We start from the raw sequence: 20,708 nt of genomic DNA on the forward strand, positions 1-20,708 counted from the left end.
CCACAGGTCCCGTGGAGGGTCCCTGGAGGGGTTTTCCCCTTACAGGCGGCCCAGGACCTGGGTCAGGAGGGTGCCCATCCGGGCGGCCGAGTCGCGGCCCGCCTGGAGGACCTCCTCGTGGTTGAGGGGCTCACCGGTCATGCCGGCGGCGAGGTTGGTGACCAGGGAGATGCCGAGCACCTCCGCGCCCGCCTCCCGTGCCGCGATGGCCTCGAGCACCGTCGACATGCCCACCAGGTCCGCCCCGATCACCCGTACCATGCGGATCTCCGCCGGGGTCTCGTAGTGCGGGCCGGGGAACTGGGCGTAGACGCCCTCCTCCAGGCTCGCGTCGATCTCCTTGCACAGCGCCCGCAGACGCGGCGAGTACAGGTCGGTGAGGTCGACGAAGTGGGCACCGACGATGGGGGACGTGGCCGTGAGGTTGATGTGGTCGCTGATCAGGATCGGCTGGCCGGGGCGCATGCCCTCGCGCAGACCGCCGCAGCCGTTGGTCAGGACGACCGTCTTGGCGCCGGCGGCGACGGCGGTGCGGACGCCGTGCGCGACGGAGGCCACGCCGCGGCCCTCGTAGTAGTGGGTGCGGCCCAGGAAGACCAGGGCGCGCTTGGTGCCGAGGCGGTAGGACCGGACCGTGCCTCCGTGGCCCTCCACCGCGGGCGGCGGGAAACCGGGCAGCTCGGTGACCGGGAACTCGGCCTCGGGGGTGCCGAGGGCGTCCACGGCCGGTGCCCAGCCGGAGCCCATCACGAGGGCGACGTCGTGGGTCTCGGCGCCCGTGAGCTCGCGCAGGCGCGCGGCTGCCGCGTCGGCCGCGGCGTGGGGGTCGCCCTGGATGTCGTCCGGAAGAAGAGAAGCGTTCACGCGGACGAGAGTAGCCGGTGTTCGCCTACGCGCGTAGATGTCGAAGCTCACGGGCGCGCGATCGTTGTCCTGTCGTTTCCGGCGGGAACGTGCGCGACTCCGGCGCGCAGCTTCGTGCGAGCGGGTTCGTACGAGGGGGTTCGTACGAGGGGGCGCGAGAGGCCGCGAGGGGGTGTGCGGCCGGACTCAGCAGGGGCGCTTGCGCAGTTCCATCACGTAGTCGTGGGGCGCGCCCGCGGATTCCGCCGCGTCGGCGACCTCGCCCAGGTAACGGGCCGAGGGCAGGCCGCCCTCGTAGGTGTTCAGGACGTACGTCCAGGCGGATTCCTCACCGTCCAGGGTGTGCACGCGGACGCGGGTGCGCCGGTATATGTCCAGGCCCGTGCCCTCCCAGCGGTCGAGGGACTCCTCGTCCACGGGGGTGATGTCGTACAGCGCGACGAAGACCTGCGCGAAGTGGTCCTCGACGATGGTCGCGAGGGCCCCGTTCCCGCCCCCCTGCGGGATGTCGGCCCCGGCCCCGCTCGCGGCCCCGGCCGGGAGGCCGCCGCCGGGACCGCCCGACCAGGGCGGTCCCCAGTTCTCGCCCCCGAAGGTCAGCCGCCACCCGTTCAGCCAGCCGGTGGCGCGCAGCGGCGAGTGCGGGGCGCGGCGGGACATCAGCCGCGCGTCGAGGTTGCCGGCGTAGGCGGCGTAGAGCGACATGCTGGAGAGCGTACGGCAGCCGCACCGCGGGTCACTCGGGCAACAGGTCCGGTAACAGGGGGGCCACGGCCGGACCCCCGGGGCGGTCGCCCGGTGAGGTGTGCGGGACAATGGAGTACGTGACTCGGATCGTGATCATCGGTGGCGGACCCGGCGGATACGAAGCGGCGCTGGTCGCCGCTCAGCTCGGCGCGGAGGTGACCGTCGTCGACAGCGACGGCCTGGGCGGCGCGTCGGTCCTCACCGACTGCGTGCCGTCGAAGACCCTGATCGCCACGGCCGAGGTGATGACCACCTTCGACTCCTCCTACGAGGAACTGGGCATCATCGTCGCCGACGACACCCCGCCCGAGGAGCAGGCCGCCCGGGTGGTGGGCGTGGACCTGGGGAAGGTGAACCGCCGGGTGAAGCGGCTGGCGCTGGCCCAGTCGCACGACATCACGGCGTCCGTGACGCGGGCCGGCGCGCGGGTGCTGCGCGGCCGCGGGCGGCTCGAGGGCATGCAGGCCCTGGACGGCTCGCGCAAGGTCGTCGTCCGGGCCGCCGACGGGACCGAGGAGACGCTGACCGCCGACGCGGTGCTCATCGCCACCGGCGGCAAGCCGCGCGAGCTGTCCGACGCGCTGCCGGACGGCGAGCGCATCCTGAACTGGACCCAGGTGTACGACCTGAACGAGCTCCCCGAGGAGCTCATCGTGGTCGGATCCGGGGTGACCGGCGCCGAGTTCGCCGGCGCCTACCAGGCGCTGGGCTCGAAGGTGACGCTCGTGTCGTCGCGCGACCGGGTGCTGCCGGGCGAGGACCCGGACGCCGCCGTGGTGCTGGAGGACGTCTTCCGCCGACGCGGCATGAACGTCATGGCGCGCTCGCGCGCGCAGTCCGCCAAGCGGGTCGGGGACCGGGTGGAGGTGACTCTCGCGGACGGTCGGGTCATCACCGGGTCGCACTGCCTGATGGCCGTCGGCGCCGTCCCGAACTCCGCGGGCATGGGACTCGAGGAGGCCGGGGTCAGGCTGCGCGAGTCGGGGCACATCCGGACCGACCGGGTCTCCCGCACCAGCGCCCCGGGCGTGTACGCGGCCGGGGACGTCACCGGGGTCTTCGCGCTGGCGTCGGTGGCGGCGATGCAGGGGCGCATCGCCATGTACCACTTCCTGGGCGACGCGGTCGCTCCGCTGAACCTGAAGACCGTCTCGTCGAACGTGTTCACCGACCCCGAGATCGCCACCGTCGGCCACACCCAGGCCGACGTCGAGGCGGGCAAGATCGACGCGCGGGTCGTGAAGCTGCCGCTGCTGCGCAACCCCCGCGCGAAGATGCAGGGCATCCGCGACGGATTCGTCAAGATCTTCTGCAGGCCGGGCACCGAGATCGTGGTGGGCGGCGTCGTGGTCGCGCCGCGCGCCTCGGAACTGATCCACCCCATCTCGCTCGCGGTCGACAACAACCTGACGGTCGAGCAGATCGCGAACGCCTTCACCGTGTACCCCTCGCTGTCGGGATCGATCGCCGAGGTGGCACGGCAGTTGCACACGCGGAAGGTGACCGGGGAGGCGTAACAGCGCGGCACCGGCTACCGGCCGACGCTCCACCGGTCTACCTCAACTCCCTTTTCTTCAAAGGGAGTTGCGGGGCACCCGAGCGTGCGGGCGATGCAACCAGGCCATCACGTGGCGCTTATACCACTTGACGGTCGGGCGTGCGAACAACTTCTGCTATTCAGCGCAAAGCGCTGAAAGCAGACGGTCGCTGGAGTTACTGTCAGTTTCGTGTTCGCTGCAGAACGTCGCCAATTGATCCTCGAAATGGTGCGAGCGAACGGGGCCGTGTCGCTCCGTGAGCTCGCCCGCGTCGTCCAGACCTCCGAAGTGACCGTACGGCGGGACGTGCGCGCGCTGGAGGCAGAAGGGCTCCTCGACCGCCGGCACGGCGGTGCGGTACTGCCGGGTGGTTTCACGCGGGAGTCCGGCTTCCCGCAGAAGTCCCATCTCGCGACCGCCGAGAAGACCGCCATCGCCGACCTCGCCGCGAGCTTCGTGGAGGAGGGCGAGGCCGTCGTGGTCGGTGCGGGCACCACCACGCAGGAGCTGGCGCGCCGGCTGGCCCGGGTGTCCGGGCTGACCGTCGTCACCAACTCCCTGCTCGTGGCCCAGGCGTTGGCGCACGCCAACCGGGTCGAGGTGGTGATGACCGGCGGTACGCTGCGCGGTTCGAACTACGCCCTGGTCGGCAGCGGTGCCGAACAGTCCCTCCAGGGGCTGCGGGTGTCCAGGGCGTTCCTCTCCGGGAGCGGGCTGACCGCCGAGCGCGGGCTGTCCACGTCCAACATGCTGTCGGCCTCCGTCGACCGGGCGCTGGTGCAGGCCGCCGCGGAGGTGGTGGTCCTCGCCGACCACGGCAAGCTCGGCACGGACACCATGTTCCAGACCGTGCCCACGGACCTCATCACCCGCCTGGTGACGGACGAGCCGCCCGCGCACGACGACCGCGCGGGCACCGAGTTGCAGGCCCTCGCCGACCAGGGCGTCCAGATCGCCGTGGCCGGAGCGCCGGGAGGTACCGCGGGCCCGGGGGGTGACGGGGCCCCGGCACGGCAGCAGCAGCGCCGGGACGTGCCGCTGCCGGGGCCGCGCCGACAGGGGCCGGGGCTGCGGTCGGCGGTGGGCCTGGGGGCGGCCGAACAGGCCCAGAGCGCGGAGCGGGCACGGGTCGCGGACCTGCGCAGGCGGTGAGCGGGGGCAGGCCCGTCACCACGAGGCGCCCGGCGGACCAGGCAGGTCCGCCGGGCGCCTGATGCGTGGTACGGGTCAGTCCTTGATCTCGCAGATGACCGCGCCGGACGTGACGGACGCGCCGACCTCCGCGCTCAGGCCCTTGACGGTGCCGGAGCGGTGGGCGTTGAGGGGCTGCTCCATCTTCATGGCCTCCAGGACGACGACGAGGTCGCCCTCCTTGACCTCCTGGCCCTCCTCCACCGCGATCTTCACGATGGTGCCCTGCATCGGGGAGGCGAGGGCGTCGCCCGAGGCCGTGGGGCCGGACTTCTTCGCCGCCCGGCGCTTGGGCTTGGCCCCGGCCGCGAGCCCCGTGCGGGCCAGCGACATGCCGAGCGAGGCGGGCAGGGAGACCTCGAGACGCTTGCCGCCGACCTCGACGACGACGGTCTCCCGGTCGGCCTCCTCATCGGCCTCGGTGCCCGCGCCGGCGGTGAAGGGCTTGGTCTCGTTGACGTACTCGGTCTCGATCCAGCGGGTGTGGACCGTGAACGGGTCTTCGGAGCCGGTGAGTTCGGGGGCGAACGCGGGGTCCCTGACCACGGCGCGGTGGAACGGGATGGCGGTGGCCATGCCCTCGACCTGGAACTCGTCCAGGGCGCGGGCGGCCCGCCGGAGCGCTTCCTCGCGGGTGCGGCCGGTGACGATCAGTTTGGCCAGCAGCGAGTCCCAGGCCGGTCCGATGACCGATCCGGACTCGACGCCCGCGTCCAGGCGCACGCCCGGGCCGGACGGCGGGGCGAACGCGGTGACCGTGCCGGGGGCGGGAAGGAAGCCGCGGCCCGGGTCCTCGCCGTTGATCCGGAACTCGAAGGAGTGGCCGCGCAGCGGCGGGTCGTCGTAGCCGAGGACCTCGCCGTCGGCGATGCGGAACATCTCGCGCACCAGGTCGATGCCGGCGACCTCCTCGGTGACCGGGTGCTCCACCTGGAGACGGGTGTTGACCTCCAGGAAGGAGATCGTGCCGTCGAGGCCGACCAGGAACTCCACCGTCCCGGCACCGACGTAGCCGGCCTCCTTCAGGATGGCCTTCGAGGACGAGTACAGCTGGGCGACCTGCTCGTCGGACAGGAACGGCGCCGGAGCCTCCTCGACCAGCTTCTGGTGGCGGCGCTGCAGCGAGCAGTCACGGGTGGAGACGACGACCACGTTGCCGTGCCGGTCGGCCAGGCACTGCGTCTCCACGTGCCGTGGCTTGTCCAGGTAGCGCTCGACGAAGCACTCGCCGCGGCCGAAGGCGGCCACCGCCTCGCGGACCGCGGACTCGTACAGCTCCGGGACCTCCTCGAGGGTGCGGGCGACCTTCAGGCCGCGGCCGCCACCACCGAACGCGGCCTTGATCGCGATCGGCAGGCCGTGCTCCTTCGCGAAGGCGACGACCTCGTCGGCGCCGGACACCGGGTCGGGCGTACCGGCCACCAGGGGGGCGCCGGCGCGCTGGGCGATGTGGCGGGCGGCGACCTTGTCGCCGAGGTCGCGGATGGCCTGCGGCGGCGGGCCGATCCACACGAGTCCGGCGTCGAGGACCGCCTGGGCGAAGTCGGCGTTCTCGGAGAGGAAACCGTAGCCGGGGTGGATGGCGTCGGCCCCCGACTCGCGGGCGGCCTTCAGGACTTTGTCGATGTCGAGGTAGCTGGTCGCGGGAGTGTCACCGCCCAGGGCGAACGCCTCGTCCGCGGCGCGGACATGCAGAGCGTCCCGGTCCGGGTCCGCGTAGACGGCCACGCTCGAGATACCGGCATCCCGGCAGGCTCGGGCCACGCGGACAGCGATTTCGCCACGGTTGGCGATGAGCACCTTGCGCACGATTGAGGCTCCCTCCTTGAAACAAGCCGAGTTTAGGGACTGCCGACACGGCACCACGACCCGTCCCCCATGGTGAGCTTGCCCACACGGAGCGTGATTCGAGGCTCGCTCGACCCGCGAAATCCCATGTCGCACCTTGGTACGCAAGACTCTTCCGGGAAACCCTAGCCCTCCCACGTGGTCAAGGTCTCTGTGAGAGCGTGCTGCGGCCCACTCCGTTTTTTTGTCGAGTCCCTACGAATGGCCCAATGCTTCTTTGCTGTCCGCGGAACCCTCGCCCCTGGCTTTACTTGTCGGTAACGTTCGCGCCGTCCCGAACGTACTCGAGGTAACCGTGCGCTCGGGTCAACCGCGTACTCGGGGTAACCGCAGTCGTGCTCGACAGTGGATGAGGACCCGTGGTCCGCGGACCGGTGGTGTGAACCGTGGCACTCGTGCTCTTCGCCGAAGGAGTCGGCACCGGTGCCCCGAACCGGTTCCCCGGGACCGTCGTCGACCGGCGGGCCATGTCGCCGGCCGGCCCCGACCCGCACACGGTGCCGGTCTCCTCGAAGGCCGGCGGCATCGTCTTCGGGCGGTACTTCGCCGGGTGCGGTCGCGTCGCGCTGCTGGTCGCCCTGCACGACCGCGCCCCCTCGGGCCGGGCCGGGACCTGCTGATCGGCGCCGCCGTGGTGCACGCGCTGCCGGGCGCCTTCGCGTGGGGGCCGGTCGGCGCGTCCGTCTTCCTCTCCATGAGGCTGGTGTTCGCCCTCATCGTGCTGCTGGTGACGTACGACCCCGACGGCGCCGGCAGCTCCCCGGTCACCTCTCCCGCGGCGCCCACAGCTGGGTGATGCCCACGTCCAGCCGGGCCAGCAGGCGCCGCACCAGCGGCAGGCTGATGCCGATGACGTTCCCGTGGTCGCCGTCGATGCCCTCGATGAACGGGGCCGAGCGGCCGTCCAGGGTGAAGGCCCCCGCGACATGGAGGGGTTCGCCGGAGGCGACGTAGGCGGCGATCTCCTCGTCCGAGGGTTCCCCGAAGCGGACGACGGTGGACGCGGTGGCGGAGGCGTACCGGCTGCCGTCCGTGGCGGTGTCGTAGATGCAGTGGCCGGTCTGCAGGACGCCCGCGCGGCCCCGCATCGTCTTCCAGCGGGCGGTGGCCTCCTCGGCGTCCGCGGGCTTGCCGAGGGCCTGGCCGTCCAGCTCGAGCACCGAGTCGCAGCCGATCACCAGGGCGCCGAGGACCTCCGGCTTCGCCGCGACGACGGAGGCCTTCGCCTCGGCGAGGGCGAGGGCCAGTTCGGCCGGGGTGGGCGCGGTGACGGCGTCCTCGTCGACTCCGCTGACGATCACCTCGGGGGTGAGTCCGGCCTGGCGGAGCAGCCCGAGCCGGGCGGGGGACTGGGAGGCGAGCACGAGCCGACGGCGGGGCTGATCTGTCATGCGATCAGCGTATCGGCGCATCCGCCCACCGGCGTGTCCGGATGCCCCGGAAGTCCTGCCGGACCTCTCGCGGCGCGTCTCACCGCACGCCGATCACGATCATCGCGAGGACCATGGCCAGCGCCACGAGAACGCCCAGCCGCCGCACCATCTCCTGCGTGTCCCGCAGTTCCTTCGGCGGCTCGTTCTCGGGGTCGGACCACAGCATGCCACCAGCGTGCGGCCGCGCCGGGGGAGGGCGCCTGAGTACGGGTACTCATGTCCGGGAGCCGGGAGCCGGGAGCCGGGAGCCGGGAGCCGGGAGCCGGTGCTGCGCGCCCGTGCGGCGGAGCCGCACATCGGGACAGCCCCGCGCCCCCCGGGGCCGGCTGCGGCTCAGCCCGGCCAGTACGTCCGCGCCCAGGCCGCAGGCCCCGGCTGGGGCAGGCGCCGGCCGGCGATGCGGGACGGGTCGGACCAGGAGTCACGGGGGGCGGGCGCGCCGGACGGCACGGCGGACGCCGCCGCGGCGCGCACCCGGACCACCGCCAGTGCGGCGGCCAGCTCCTCCGGGGTCGGGTTGCCCCGTACGACCTTGATCGTCATGGTGGCTCCAACAGGCCTAGAGAGGGATGTTGCCGTGCTTCTTCGGAGGCAGGGAGCTCCGCTTCGTCCGCAGTTGACGCAGCCCGCGGACGATGTGCCGGCGGGTGTCCGAGGGCATGATCACCGCGTCGACGTAGCCGCGCTCGGCCGCCACGTACGGGTTGAGCAGCGCGTCCTCGTACTCCTGCATCAGCCGGGCACGGGTGGCCGCTCCTTCTCCCTCCCCGGCGGACTCCGATTCGGCGATGGCGCGGCGGTGCAGGATGTTGACGGCGCCCTGCGCGCCCATCACCGCGATCTGCGCGGTGGGCCACGCCAGGTTGAGGTCGGCGCCCAGGTGCTTGGAGCCCATGACGTCGTAGGCGCCGCCGAAGGCCTTGCGGGTGATGACGGTGATCAGTGGGACGGTCGCCTCCGCGTACGCGAAGATCAGCTTGGCGCCGCGCCGGATGATGCCGTCGTGCTCCTGGTCGACCCCGGGCAGGAAGCCGGGCACGTCGACGAAGGTCAGGACCGGCACGTTGAAGGCGTCGCAGGTGCGCACGAAACGGGCCGCCTTCTCGGAGGCGGTGATGTCCAGGCACCCGGCGAACTGCATCGGCTGGTTGGCGACGACGCCGACCGGACGGCCCTCCACCCGCCCGTACCCGGTGATGATGTTCGGCGCGAACAGCGCCTGCGTCTCGAAGAACTCCCCGTCGTCCAGGACGTGCTCGAGCACCGTGTGCATGTCGTACGGCTGGTTCGCGCTGTCCGGGACGACCGTGTCCAGCTCGCGGTCCTCGTCGGTGACGGTGAGGTCCGCCTCCTCCGGGTACGCCGGGGGCTCGGCGAGGTTGTTCGACGGCAGGTACGACAGCAGCTGCTTGACGTACTCGATGGCGTCCTTCTCGTCCCCGGCCATGTGGTGGGCCACGCCCGAGGCGGAGTTGTGGGTGCGGGCGCCGCCCAGCTCCTCGAAGCCGACGTCCTCGCCGGTGACCGTCTTGATGACGTCCGGGCCGGTGATGAACATGTGCGAGGTCCGGTCGACCATGACCGTGAAGTCGGTGATCGCCGGGGAGTAGACCGCGCCGCCCGCGCACGGGCCGACGACCAGGCTGATCTGCGGGATCACCCCGGAGGCGTGGGTGTTGCGGCGGAAGATCTCGCCGTAGGCGCCCAGCGAGGCCACGCCCTCCTGGATCCGGGCGCCGCCGGAGTCGTTGATCCCGACGACCGGGCAGCCGGTCTTCAGGGCGAAGTCCATGACCTTGACGATCTTCTGCCCGTACACCTCGCCCAGCGCCCCGCCGAAGACCGTGAAGTCCTGCGAGAACACGGCGACCGGGCGGCCGTCGACGGTGCCGTACCCGGTCACCACACCGTCGCCGTAGGGGCGGTTGGCGTCCAGCCCGAAGCTGGTGGAACGGTGCCGGGCGAACTCGTCCAGTTCGACGAACGACCCCTCGTCGAGCAGCAGACCGATCCGCTCCCGGGCCGTCAGCTTGCCCTTGGCGTGCTGCTTCTCCACGGCACGTTCCGAACCGGCGTGCGTCGCCTCGTGAATGCGACGCCGCAGATCCGCGAGCTTGCCCGCGGTCGTATGAATGTCGGGCTGCTGCACTTCCGGCTCGGACATCGGGATACGGCTCCCTGCCTGCTCAAAAGGGGGGACGGTTACTCATCCGTAGCGTAGTGGGGGCCCCCGGGATCGGCAGTGCGGTCTTTCCCACACTGCTTCCCCCTTCACAGAGTGGGGAACGGGCTGGGATCCGCCCTGCTCCGGCCCCCTGGTTCCGCCCCGGTCACCCGGGTCCCGTGATCCGGTCTCCCGGCCCGTCCCCGCTGCGGTGCGCGGGAGGTCGTACCTAGGGTGGCCGCATGACGAAGTCACCGGATGACGAAGGCGCGAGTGGCCCGGACCTCCCGCCCGGGCCGAAAGGCGGGGCGGGACGCTGGTCCGATCTCGACCGCCCGCCGTTGAACGCCGCCGGCCTGCGCAGAGGCCTGGTGCGCGACGGCGGGCTGTGGCGGCAGCTCGACGTGGTGCAGCGCACCGGCTCCACCAACTCCGACCTCGTGGCCCGCGCCGGCGAGGGGACGGCCGACGAGGGGTCCGTGCTCGTCGCCGAGGAGCAGACCGCCGCACGGGGCCGCCTGGACCGGCAGTGGACGGCGCCGGCCCGCTCCGGTCTTTTTTTCTCCGTACTGCTGCGGCCCACCGAGGTGCCGGTGGCCCGCTGGGGCTGGCTGCCGCTGCTCACCGGCGTCGCGGTGGCCACCGGACTGTCCCGGACCGCCGGCGTCGACACGGCCCTGAAGTGGCCCAACGACCTCCTCGTCACCGTCGGCGGCGAGGAGCGCAAGGCCGCCGGGATCCTCGCGGAGCGGGCCGGGGACGACGGGGTGGTGATCGGCGTCGGGATCAACGTCAGCCTGCGCACCGACGAGCTGCCGGTGCCCACCGCCGGGTCGCTGGCGCTGGCCGGCGCGGTGACCACGGACCGGGACCCGCTGCTGCGGGGCGTGCTGCGGTCGCTCGAGGAGTGGTACGGGCGCTGGCGGGAGGCGGGGGGCGACCCGTCCGCGAGCGGCCTGCAGGAGACGTACGCGGCGGGGTGCGCGACCCTCGGGCGGGTGGTGCGTGCCGAGCTGCCGGGGGACCGGGTACTGCTGGGCGAGGCGGTCGCCGTCGACGGGGACGGGCGCCTGGTGCTGGCCACGGAGGAGGGGGTGCAGGAACCGGTGGGAGCGGGCGACATCGTGCACGTACGCCCCGTCGTCCCGTAGGACACGTCGTCCTGCAGGTCCCGCGGCCCGTAGTGCTTCGTCGGTCCTGCAGGTCCCGCCGGCCCCGCAGGCCGGGGGCGGGTGAGGGGCGCACGCGGGTGCGGGTGCGGGGACGGGCGAGGGGCGCACGCGGGCACGGGTGCGGGTACGGGTGCGTACGGTGGGTACTCCGATGCCGGGTGCGCCGGTCGTGCCACCTGCGGGCACCACCGGACGGAGTGAGCTGGCGCACACCTGCCGTAGAGTTGAGGCCGGTCGAGACATGGCCGTGGCAGATCGGAAGGGCAGCAACGCGTGACCGTCGACGACTCGGGCTCCGGAACGGAAGCGCAGGGCCGCGCGGAGCCTCCGCCACCCTCGGCCTCGCGCGAGCGGGGGGACGGCTCCCGTCCTCCCGACAACGGCGAGGACCCGCTCGCTCTGCGCCTCGAGCAGCTCATTCTGGGTGCCGAGCGCCGTTACACCCCCTTTCAGGCGGCCCGCAGCGCCAGTGTCACGGTGGAGCTGGCCACACGGTTCTGGCGGGCCATGGGGTTCGCCGACGTCGGTCAGGCCAAGGCGTTCACGGAGGCCGACGTCCTGGCGCTGCGCCGGCTGGCCGGCCTGGTCGAGGCGGGGCTGCTGAGCGAGGCCATGGCCGTGCAGGTGGCGCGGTCCACGGGACAGACCACCGCGCGACTGGCCGAGTGGCAGATCGACTCCTTCCTGGAAGGGCTGACCGAGCCGCCCGAGCTGGGCATGACGCGCACCGAGGTCACGTACCCCATCATCGAGCTGCTCCTGCCCGAGCTGGAGGAGTTCCTCGTCTACGTCTGGCGGCGGCAGCTCGCCGCCTCGGCCGGGCGGGTGCTCCAGGCCGCCGACGACGAGGAGATGGTGGACCGGCGGCTCGCCGTCGCGTTCGCCGACCTCGTCGGGTTCACGCGGCTGACCCGGCGCATGGAGGAGGAGGAGCTCGGCGAACTCGTCGAGGCCTTCGAGACGACCGCCGCCGACCTGGTGGCCGCGCGCGGCGGGCGGCTCATCAAGACCCTCGGCGACGAGGTGCTCTACGCCGCCGACGACGCGGGAACGGCCGCGGAGATCGCCCTGCGGCTGATCGAGACCATGGCGAACGACGAGACGATGCCGGAACTGCGGGTCGGCATGGCGTTCGGCACCGTCACCACCCGGATGGGCGATGTCTTCGGTACGACGGTGAACCTCGCCTCCCGGCTCACCTCGATAGCTCCTCGGGACGCCGTGCTCGTCGACACCGCCTTCGCCGAGGAACTGATCCGCACCGGTGACGCGCCCGCGTCCGAGGCGGCGGCCGAGGCGGAGAAGGCGGGCGAGCAACCGCCGACGTACCGCTTCGGGCTGCAGCCGATGTGGCAGCGGCCGGTACGTGGCCTGGGTGTGGTCGAGCCGTGGCTGCTCACGCGCCGGGACGATCCCCAGAGGCCGTGAGCGCCGGCCGCCTTTGTTCCGGCGGACCGGGCTCCGCCGAGACGGGCGGTCCGGGCGATCCGGTCGGCGTGTTCGTCGGCATGATGATTCCTCCCCTCCTGCGTACGCGCCCCCACGCGTCGCGGGGCCTCGCACGCCAGGTCTTCCCGTACGGGGCGGGGCCCGAGTGGGCGGGATGTCACTCGAACGGGTGGACGGGGGGCGAGGAAGGAACGGGACGCGCGCCCTTTTGCCGGAGGGCGACCGGCTGCGATGATCGGGACGACGGATGTTAACCCGCGTTAACCGGAGGGTGTCATGAGCGAGGAACGGTTCGGGGAGTTCGTGCTGGTGCGGCGGCACGGGCAGGGGCGTGTCGCGGAGCTCGTCCTCGACCGGCCCAAGGCCATGAACGCCGTCTCGACCGAGATGGCCCGGTCCCTCGCCGGGGCCTGCGCGGCGCTGGGGGAGGACTCGGCCGTACGGGTGGTGGTGCTGACCTCGTCGCACGAGCGGGCCTTCTGTGTCGGGGCCGATCTGAAGGAACGCAATTCCTTCAGCGACGCCGATCTGGTGCGCCAGCGGCCGGTGGCGCGCGGCGCGTACACCGGTGTGCTGGAGCTGCCGGTGCCCACGGTGGCGGCGGTGCACGGGTTCGCGCTGGGCGGCGGATTCGAACTGGCCCTGTCCTGCGATGTGATCGTCGCCGACGGGACGGCCGTGGTGGGGCTGCCCGAGGTGTCCGTCGGGGTGATCCCGGGCGGTGGCGGTACGCAGTTGCTGCCCCGGCGGGTGGGCGCCGCGCGGGCCGCCGAACTGATCTTCACGGCGCGCCGGGTGGAGGCCGCCGAGGCGCGGGAGCTGGGGCTCGTCGACGTACTCGTGGAGGCGGGGCGGGACCGGGAGGAGGCACTGGCCCTGGCCGCCGGGATCGCCGCCAACTCGCCGGTGGGGCTGCGGGCGGCCAAGCGGGCGCTGAGGCTCGGGCAGGGACTGGATCTGCCGGCCGGCCTCGAGGTGGAGGACGCCGCCTGGCGGTCGGTCGCGTTCTCGGGCGACCGCGCGGAGGGCGTCGCCGCCTTCAACGAGAAGCGCACGCCGGACTGGCCGGGGGAGTAGCGCGGATCCGGCCGCCCGGGGAGCATGGCCGCACTCCCCGTTCGCTCCCTAAATATGCCCATTCGTCCCGATCGTCCCTAGCCTGGAGGGATGGGTGAGGACAGCCGGCTGGCGGCGGTGGTGGAGCTGGCACAGGGCATGGCCGCCGCGCACAGCTCGCGGGAGGTCTGGCGGGCCGCGGCCCACGGGGCCCGCCGCGCGCTCGGCGGGAGTTTTGCCGCGCTGTCGGTGTGGGAGCGCGAGCTGGGGCGGCTGCGGGTCCTGGTCAACGTCGGCGAGCTGGCCGAGGGCGAGGAGGAGTTCCCGGACGGCGAGGCCTATCCCGTGCACCAGTTCGCCGAGATCACCGAGTTCCTGCACGAGCGGTGGGCGGCCGGTGGCGGTGAGCCGGACGCCTGGGTGGAGACCGCTCGGGGGCCGACGGAGGGGCGGCCCGGCTGTACCCACCAGCGGGTGGCGGCCCTGCGTCGGCGCGGACGCGGCTGCTGCGTGGTCGCCCCGATCGTGCTGCACGGGCGGGCGTGGGGTGAGCTGTACGTGGCCCGGCCGGTCGGCGCGCCCGTCTTCGGCTGGGGCGACGCCGACTTCGCGACGGTGCTGGCCGCTGTCGTCGCCGCCGGGATCGCGCAGACCGAGCGGCTGGAGGAGGCGCGGCGGCTGGCGTACACGGACGCGCTCACCGGGCTGGCCAACCGCCGGGCCGTGGACGTGCGGCTCGACGAGGCGGTCGAACGGCACCGCCGGGACGGTGCCGTCGTCAGCCTCGTCGTGTGCGACCTGAACGGGCTCAAGCGGGTCAACGACACCCTGGGGCATGCCGTCGGCGACCGGCTGCTCGAGCGGTTCGGGACCGTGCTGTCCCTGTGCGGGGCCATGCTTCCCGGCGCCCTCGCGGCGCGGCTCGGCGGGGACGAGTTCTGCCTGCTGGCGGTGGGGCCGCCCGCCGACGAGGCGGTCAAGGTGGCCGACGAAGTGTGCCGTCGCGCCGTGGAGTTGGGGATCGGGGACGGGGTGGCCTGCGGGGTGGCCTCCACCGGGGACGCCATCGGCCCCGTGCACTCCGCCCGGCGGCTCTTCCGGCTGGCCGACGCGGCGCAGTACCGCGCGAAGGCCGAGCGGGCACGCCGTCCCGTCGTCGCCGGGCGCGAGGGCCCGGGTGACCCGGTCGTACGCCTGGCGGACGAGCCGGTACGGGAGCCGGACGGCGAGCGGCGCAGGTTCCGGGGGCGGCACTCGCCGTAGGGCGGAGGGCGGGCGCACGACGGTAAGGGGTGACCACCGGTCCCGGTGGTGACGCCAACGAATTCACTGCGTACGCTCCTGAATATGGATATGCACACTGTGGTGGACGGGGAAGGCGCGAAGCGCGGCCTCGGAAGGGTGGTGGTGGGTGACGGGCGGGCGTTCGGCGTGACCGCGTCCGACGTGCTCGCCGTGGCGCGCGGCGGTGCCCGCATCGAGCTCTCCGGCGAGGCACTGGCCGCCCTCGCCGCCTCCCGCGAGATCGTGGACGCCCTGGCCGCCGAGCCGGACCCCGTGTACGGGGTGAGCACCGGCTTCGGCGCCCTGGCGACCCGGCACATCGGCCCCGAGCTGCGGGACCGGCTGCAGCGCAACATCGTCCGCTCGCACGCCGCCGGCATGGGGCCCCGCGTCGAGCGCGAGGTCGTCCGCGCCCTGATGTTCCTGCGGCTGAAGACCCTCTGCTCCGGGCACACCGGCGTACGCCCCGAGGTCGCGCAGGCGATCGCCGACGTGCTGAACGCCGGGATCACCCCCGTGGTGCACGAGTACGGTTCCCTCGGCTGCTCGGGCGACCTGGCCCCGCTGTCCCACTGCGCCCTGGCCCTGATGGGTGAAGGGGAGGCCGAAGGGCCCGACGGGACCCTGCGCCCCGCCGGCGACCTGCTCGCCGAGCACGGGATCCGGCCCGTCGAACTGCGGGAGAAGGAGGGGCTCGCCCTCCTCAACGGCACCGACGGCATGCTGGGCATGCTGGTCATGGCCCTCGCCGACCTCGACACCCTGTACCGGTCCGCGGACGTCACGGCCGCGATGAGCCTGGAGGCGCTGCTCGGCACCGACAAGGTCCTCGCCCCCGAACTGCATGCCGTCCGCCCGCACCCCGGCCAGGCCGCCAGCGCCGCCAACATGCTGGCCGTGCTGGCCGGTTCGGGCCTGACGGGGCATCATCAGGACGACGCCCCGCGGGTCCAGGACGCCTACTCGGTGCGCTGCGCCCCGCAGGTCGCGGGTGCCGGGCGGGACACGATCGCGCACGCCCGGCTGGTCGCCGAGCGCGAACTCGCCGCCGCCATCGACAATCCGGTGGTCCTGCCCGGCGGCACCGGTCCGGGGGCGCTCGGGCCCGGAGGCGGGCGGGTGGAGTCCAACGGCAACTTCCACGGTGCCCCGGTGGCCTACGTGCTGGACTTCCTCGCCATCGCCGTCGCCGACCTCGGCTCCATCGCCGAGCGCCGTACCGACCGGCTGCTGGACAAGAACCGCAGCCACGGGCTGCCGCCGTTCCTCGCCGACGACCCGGGCGTCGACTCCGGTCTGATGATCGCTCAGTACACGCAGGCCGCGCTCGTGAGCGAGCTCAAGCGGCTGGCCGTCCCGGCGTCCGCGGACTCGATCCCGTCCTCCGCGATGCAGGAGGACCACGTCTCGATGGGCTGGTCGGCCGCCCGCAAGCTGCGTACCTCGGTCGACAACCTCACCAGGGTCATCGCCGTCGAACTGTACGCCGCCGCGCGGGCGGTGGAGTTGCGCGAGGGTCTCACTCCGGCGCCCGCCACCCGGGCCGCGGTCGAGGCCGCGCGACGGGCCGGTGTGGGCGGTCCCGGCCCGGACCGCCATCTCGCGCCCGACCTCGCCGCGGCGGAGGCGTTCGTACGCGACGGGCGGCTGCTGGCGGCTGTGGAACAGGTCACCGGCCCGCTGCGGTGACGGCAACCGCGGCGCAGGGAAGGCCGCGGTCAAAGTCGGCCCAAGGGAAGGTCGAGCAGGTCAAAAGTCGAGCCGTTCCCGGCGGACCGAGTAGACGACGAAGCCCGCGCCGAGGGTGAGGCAGGCGGTGCCGCCGGCGATGTAGGGCGTGCTGTTGAAGCTGCCGGTGTCGGCGAGCCGGACCTCCCCGACGGTGCCGTCGTACGACGCGGTCGAGGTGTCGGCCGAGATGCTGGAAGCGACCCTTGCCTGCTCTGTGACCTGCGGAGACGGGCTTGCCGGGACGGTTCCTCTCGCCGGGGCGTCGGAGGTCGCGTTGGCGGACGGGACGAACCACAGGGCGCACAGCAGAGTGCCCGCGGCGGTGGCGGTCAGCAACGGACGGAGCGCGGATGACACGGAATATCGATCCCCTTGTGGCGCTGGCGAATTGGCCGTGTGGGCTGATGGTAGTGAAAGTCTCGGGTCACAGGAAAGTCACGGGAGCCGGAGCCGTACGCTCCGGGCATGAGCACTCCAGAGACATCACGGTTTGTACGGCTTCGGGTCGACCTTGTTCTCGAGGTCGGCGACGAGGACGCCGTGGCCAGGGCGGCGCTGGCCAGGATCGCGGACGACGGCGACCTGTCGGCCGAGGAGCAGGAGCCGGCCCGGGGTGCGGTGACCGGGGACACGGCCGAGGCGCTCGCGCATCTCGTCGACCCGTTCGGGCTGGTCGGTGACGTGCCGGGCGTGGAACTCCAGCAGGCCTCGTGGAGCAGCGAGGAGATCGACTACGACCCGGACTCGCCCCAGTGGGACCTCGACGGGGACGGGTTCGACGGCGACGGGTTCGGTGATGACGGGTTCGGTGATGACGGATTCGACGGTGACGGATTCGACGGTGACGGAACCGACGAGGCGTCAGGCGCCGGCGCAGCGGGGGGCGGTCCAGGCGAACGCGACAAATAGCTCAATGTGAGCATGGTCCGCGAAACAGTAAAAAGGTGCAAAGTTTTGAATGGGGCTTAAATGTTATAAGTAGGGCGCGAATGAAGTGAATTGCCGCGGCCGGCGTGACTGGCCGGCCCGGTTTGGGGAAATCGTGACCCCGGGCGGCAACCGTTGCCCGGGGGCCGACGTCTCTGGTGACGCACGGGCCGATCATCCCCGCCCGGCCGTGACGGACGTGGTGAGCCCCACATTCGCGGCCCGTGTGGAACGGGACCTGCCGGTCGTAGCGTTGAAGTGTTCGACGGGGACTCTCGGCTTCGGGTGCGGGGCCCGTGCGGTTCGGGCAAGCGGCGACGATGGAGAAGCGTGTGATGACGGACGGTAAGCGGCGCAGGGGTCTGACGGCTGCGTCCGCTCTGCTCGGCGGAGTGATGGTGCTCTCGGCGTGTTCCGGCGGCGGCGGTGAGGACACGGGCTCCGGTGGGGACAGCGGCAAGGGCACGTCGCAGGCCCAGGTCGACGAGGCGGCGGCCAAGAAGACCTCCGAGGCCCAGATCGAGATCACGCCGAAGGACGGCTCCAACAACGCCTCCATCAACAACTCCGCCGCGGTCGCCGTGACCAAGGGCACGCTCACCGAGGTCAAGATGACGACCACCGACGGCACCGTCGTCGAGGGTGAGATATCCGCGGACAAGAAGAGCTGGAAGCCCAGCGGCCAGCTGGAGCGCGCCACCACCTACAAGCTGGCTGCCACCGCCGAGGACTCCGAGGGCCGCGCCGCCCACGAGAACGCGTCGTTCACCACGGTCTCGCCGACCAACAGCTTCATCGGCACCTTCACCCCGGACGACGGCTCGACCGTGGGCGTCGGCATGCCGGTGTCGATCAACTTCGACAAGGCGATCAGCAACAAGGCCGAGGTCCAGAAGGGCATCACCGTCTCCACCACCAGCGGTCAGGAGGTCGCCTGCCACTGGTTCAACGCCAACCGCATGGACTGCCGTCCCGAGGACTACTGGCAGGAGAACTCCACCGTCACCCTGAAGCTGGCGCTCGACGGCGTCGAGGGTGCCGAGGGCGTCTACGGCGTCCAGCAGAAGACGGTGAACTTCAAGATCGGCCGCAACCAGGTCTCGATCGTCGACGCCGACACCAAGCAGATGAAGGTCACGCAGAACGGCAAGACCGTCCGGACGATCCCGATCTCCGCCGGGTCGCCCGAGAACAAGACGTACGAAGGCAAGATGGTGATCTCCGAGAAGTTCAAGGAGACCCGGATGAACGGCGCGACCGTCGGCTTCACCGACGACGACGGCGAGGGCGAGTACGACATCAAGGACGTGCCGCACGCCATGCGCCTGAGCACGTCGGGCACCTTCATCCACGGCAACTACTGGGGCGCCAAGTCCATCTTCGGCAGCGTCAACACCAGCCACGGCTGCGTCGGCCTGGCCGACGTCAAGGGCGCGGACGACCCGAACACCCCGGGCTCCTGGTTCTACGACAACTCGATCGTCGGTGACGTCGTCGTCGTGCAGAACACCGGTGACAAGACGATCGCCCCGGACAACGGCCTCAACGGCTGGAACATGGACTGGGCCCAGTGGAAGGCGGGCTCGGCGGTCTGACCCGGCCGCCGGCCCCACCCGGCACCCACTGCCCGACCCGCCCGATGCCCGACCGATGCCGCCGTCCGCCCGAAAGGGCGGGCGGCGGCATCGCTTCGTTCGCGTGGCCGGGCTGTCTTCTCATGCGGCTCTTATCCCGGGCTCAACACTTCATCACGGGCCGTCCCTAGCTTGCCCTCTATGTTCTTCACCTATCTGAGGCGCGAACTGCGCCGCCGCAGAAAAGCGGCCCTCGTCGTCGCCTCCGGCCTCGCGCTCGGTATCGCGCTGGTCATCGTCGTCAGCTCCGTGTCCTCCGGGATGGGCAAGGCGCAGGAGAAGGTCCTGCAGTCGCTGTACGGACTGGGCACGGACATGACGGTCACCAAGGCCGTGGAGGTGCCCGAAGAGGGCGCGGAGCGCCCGGAGCGCCCGGAGCGGCCGAGCTTCAGCTTCGACGCCCAGGACGAGGACTCCGGCGAGGAGCAGAGCACCGACCGCGTCATGGTGCAGGGCTTCCAGAGCCTGGCCGGCTCCACCGTGGACAAGGTAGGCGAGCAGAGCGGTGTCGCCGACGCCGTGGGCGGGCTGAGCCTCCAGGTCGTCAAGGTCAGCGGCGAGTTCACCCGCGGCCAGGTCCAGCAGGACGACGGGAGCGGCGGGAGCGGCGGGAGCGGCCGGGAGGGCGCCCCCGGCGGGGCCGCGCCGTCGGAGGGCGGCGGCCGGGTGCAGGGCGGCGGCGCCGACTTCGAGGTCAACAGCTACTCCGTCTACGGCACCGACGTCACCGAGTCGGAGCTCGGCCCGCTGACCTCCTCCGGGATCACCGACGGCCGGACCTTCAAAGCGAGCGAGACCGACGCGAAGGTGGCCGTCGTCGACTCCGCCCACGCCAAGGAGAAGGAGCTCGAGACCGGTGACACCGTCACCGTCAAGAGCACCAAGTTCAAGATCATCGGTATCGCCACCGCCGAGAGCGGAGACGCCGCCGCCGACCTCTACCTCCCGCTGAAGCAGGCCCAGACCCTCGCCGACGCCGAGGACGAGGTCACCACGATCTACGTCCGGGCGACCGACTCGCAGCAGCTCGGCAGTGTCAAGTCCGCGATCCGGAAGAACGTTTCGGGAACGACGGTCACCACCTCCGCCGACCTCGCGGACACCGTCTCCGGCTCGCTGTCCACCGCGTCCTCCCTCGCCACCGGCGTCGGCACGTGGCTGTCGGCCGCGGTGCTCGTGGCCGCGTTCCTCGTCGCCGGGCTGCTCACCTCCTCGGCGGTCTCCCGCCGGGTGCGCGAGTTCGGCACGCTGAAGGCGCTCGGCTGGAAGTCGGGGCGGGTGACCGGACAGGTGGTCGGCGAGGCGCTCGTGCACGGCCTGATCGGCGGCGCGCTCGGTATCGCGCTCGGCCTGGCGGGCGCCTACGCCGTCACCGCGATCAGCCCCACCCTGCAGGCCGAACTCGCCGGCGGCGGAGCCGGCGCGGGCGGTCGCGGCGGCATGGGCGGCCCGGGCGGCGGTCCCGGCCGGGAAGCGGCTGCCAAGACCCTCGAGGTCGCCCTCACCGCGCCGGTCAGCCTCACGACCGTCGCCCTCGCGGTGGGCCTCGCGGTGGCCGGCGGTCTCGTCGCCGGTGCCTTCGGCGGCTGGCGCGCCTCCCGCCTCCGGCCGGCGGATGCCCTGCGCCGCGTCGCGTAACGCCGCTGCGCCCGGCGCCGCCCGGGACCGCC

The 20,708-nt window shown here is 72.2% G+C and carries 20 protein-coding genes; 12 read left to right on the top strand and 8 right to left on the bottom strand.

Annotated features, from left to right (window positions below):
- Window positions 1–39 precede the first annotated feature (39 nt).
- Window positions 40–864, bottom strand: coding sequence for a purine-nucleoside phosphorylase (locus tag TU30_RS06175; protein WP_042165476.1), 825 nt, complete (start codon window positions 862–864; stop codon window positions 40–42).
- A gap of 186 nt (window positions 865–1,050) precedes the next feature.
- Window positions 1,051–1,569 carry a gamma-glutamylcyclotransferase gene (locus TU30_RS06180; RefSeq protein ID WP_042165478.1) on the bottom strand — a complete coding sequence of 173 codons (519 nt, stop codon included), beginning with the start codon at window positions 1,567–1,569 and terminating at the stop codon, window positions 1,051–1,053.
- A gap of 110 nt (window positions 1,570–1,679) precedes the next feature.
- Here TU30_RS06180 and TU30_RS06185 point away from each other — a divergent pair, with 110 nt between their 5' ends.
- Window positions 1,680–3,128, top strand: a complete 1,449-nt coding sequence (locus TU30_RS06185) for an NAD(P)H-quinone dehydrogenase (RefSeq protein WP_042165480.1) — start codon at window positions 1,680–1,682, stop codon at window positions 3,126–3,128.
- Window positions 3,129–3,338: 210 nt separating this feature from the next.
- On the top strand, window positions 3,339–4,301 hold the full coding sequence (locus TU30_RS06190; RefSeq protein WP_078878138.1) for a DeoR/GlpR family DNA-binding transcription regulator: 963 nt from the start codon (window positions 3,339–3,341) through the stop codon (window positions 4,299–4,301).
- Window positions 4,302–4,376: 75 nt separating this feature from the next.
- On the opposite strand, the gene TU30_RS06195 is transcribed toward TU30_RS06190, so the two are convergent.
- Window positions 4,377–6,149, bottom strand: a complete 1,773-nt coding sequence (locus TU30_RS06195; RefSeq protein WP_042165484.1) for a biotin carboxylase N-terminal domain-containing protein — start codon at window positions 6,147–6,149, stop codon at window positions 4,377–4,379.
- A 425-nt stretch (window positions 6,150–6,574) separates the two neighbouring features.
- Here TU30_RS06195 and TU30_RS38230 point away from each other — a divergent pair, with 425 nt between their 5' ends.
- Together TU30_RS38230 and TU30_RS38235 are read left to right on the top strand one after the other, a co-directional pair.
- Window positions 6,575–6,808 (top strand): hypothetical protein, encoded by a 234-nt coding sequence (locus TU30_RS38230; RefSeq protein ID WP_370626564.1) that lies wholly within the window; start codon window positions 6,575–6,577, stop codon window positions 6,806–6,808.
- 11 nt (window positions 6,809–6,819) lie between these two features.
- Window positions 6,820–6,984, top strand: a complete 165-nt coding sequence (locus TU30_RS38235; protein WP_370626565.1) for a hypothetical protein — start codon at window positions 6,820–6,822, stop codon at window positions 6,982–6,984.
- Here TU30_RS38235 and TU30_RS06205 read toward each other — a convergent pair.
- The 4 genes from TU30_RS06205 to TU30_RS06215 form a co-directional block, all read right to left on the bottom strand.
- Window positions 6,953–7,579, bottom strand: a complete 627-nt coding sequence (locus TU30_RS06205) for a nucleoside triphosphate pyrophosphatase (RefSeq protein ID WP_042165487.1) — start codon at window positions 7,577–7,579, stop codon at window positions 6,953–6,955. The two genes, TU30_RS38235 and TU30_RS06205, sit on opposite strands and share 32 nt — an antisense overlap.
- A gap of 79 nt (window positions 7,580–7,658) precedes the next feature.
- Window positions 7,659–7,787: a morphogenic membrane protein MmpB gene (gene mmpB, locus TU30_RS37945; protein WP_107068374.1), complete on the bottom strand. Its 129-nt coding sequence runs from the start codon at window positions 7,785–7,787 to the stop codon at window positions 7,659–7,661.
- A gap of 167 nt (window positions 7,788–7,954) precedes the next feature.
- Entirely contained in the window at window positions 7,955–8,164 is a 210-nt protein-coding gene (locus TU30_RS06210; protein WP_042165490.1) for an acyl-CoA carboxylase epsilon subunit, read from the bottom strand.
- A gap of 16 nt (window positions 8,165–8,180) precedes the next feature.
- Entirely contained in the window at window positions 8,181–9,785 is a 1,605-nt protein-coding gene (locus TU30_RS06215; RefSeq protein WP_042165492.1) for an acyl-CoA carboxylase subunit beta, read from the bottom strand.
- A 242-nt stretch (window positions 9,786–10,027) separates the two neighbouring features.
- On the opposite strand from TU30_RS06215, the gene TU30_RS06220 reads away from it, so the two are divergent.
- From TU30_RS06220 to hutH, 5 genes are all read left to right on the top strand, one after another.
- On the top strand, window positions 10,028–10,936 hold the full coding sequence (locus TU30_RS06220) for a biotin--[acetyl-CoA-carboxylase] ligase (RefSeq protein WP_078878139.1): 909 nt from the start codon (window positions 10,028–10,030) through the stop codon (window positions 10,934–10,936).
- Window positions 10,937–11,230: 294 nt separating this feature from the next.
- The gene (locus TU30_RS06225; protein ID WP_042165498.1) at window positions 11,231–12,385 is read left to right on the top strand and encodes an adenylate/guanylate cyclase domain-containing protein; all 1,155 of its coding nucleotides are present in this window, start codon (window positions 11,231–11,233) and stop codon (window positions 12,383–12,385) included.
- Window positions 12,386–12,682: 297 nt separating this feature from the next.
- Entirely contained in the window at window positions 12,683–13,483 is an 801-nt protein-coding gene (locus tag TU30_RS06230) for an enoyl-CoA hydratase/isomerase family protein (protein ID WP_042165500.1), read from the top strand.
- A 90-nt stretch (window positions 13,484–13,573) separates the two neighbouring features.
- A complete protein-coding gene (locus tag TU30_RS06235) occupies window positions 13,574–14,725 on the top strand; it encodes a GGDEF domain-containing protein (protein ID WP_042165503.1) in 1,152 nt (383 codons plus the stop codon).
- Between the two features lie 84 nt (window positions 14,726–14,809).
- The gene (hutH, locus tag TU30_RS06240) at window positions 14,810–16,435 is read left to right on the top strand and encodes a histidine ammonia-lyase (RefSeq protein ID WP_234307796.1); all 1,626 of its coding nucleotides are present in this window, start codon (window positions 14,810–14,812) and stop codon (window positions 16,433–16,435) included.
- A 60-nt stretch (window positions 16,436–16,495) separates the two neighbouring features.
- Here the strand turns inward: hutH and TU30_RS06245 are convergent, their stop codons facing one another.
- Window positions 16,496–16,834, bottom strand: a complete 339-nt coding sequence (locus tag TU30_RS06245; protein ID WP_176726243.1) for an LAETG motif-containing sortase-dependent surface protein — start codon at window positions 16,832–16,834, stop codon at window positions 16,496–16,498.
- 108 nt (window positions 16,835–16,942) lie between these two features.
- On the opposite strand from TU30_RS06245, the gene TU30_RS33735 reads away from it, so the two are divergent.
- The 3 genes from TU30_RS33735 to TU30_RS06260 all read left to right on the top strand — a co-directional run bounded on the left by TU30_RS33735 (window position 16,943) and on the right by TU30_RS06260 (window position 20,676).
- A complete protein-coding gene (locus tag TU30_RS33735; RefSeq protein ID WP_078878140.1) occupies window positions 16,943–17,386 on the top strand; it encodes a hypothetical protein in 444 nt (147 codons plus the stop codon).
- Between the two features lie 353 nt (window positions 17,387–17,739).
- On the top strand, window positions 17,740–18,999 hold the full coding sequence (locus tag TU30_RS06255) for an Ig-like domain-containing protein (RefSeq protein ID WP_042165511.1): 1,260 nt from the start codon (window positions 17,740–17,742) through the stop codon (window positions 18,997–18,999).
- Window positions 19,000–19,179: 180 nt separating this feature from the next.
- Window positions 19,180–20,676, top strand: coding sequence for an ABC transporter permease (locus tag TU30_RS06260; protein WP_042165513.1), 1,497 nt, complete (start codon window positions 19,180–19,182; stop codon window positions 20,674–20,676).
- Window positions 20,677–20,708: the final 32 nt, after the last annotated feature.

Origin of the sequence: Streptomyces sp. NBRC 110035, assembly GCF_000829695.1 — a bacterium.
GTDB lineage: Bacteria > Actinomycetota > Actinomycetes > Streptomycetales > Streptomycetaceae > Streptomyces.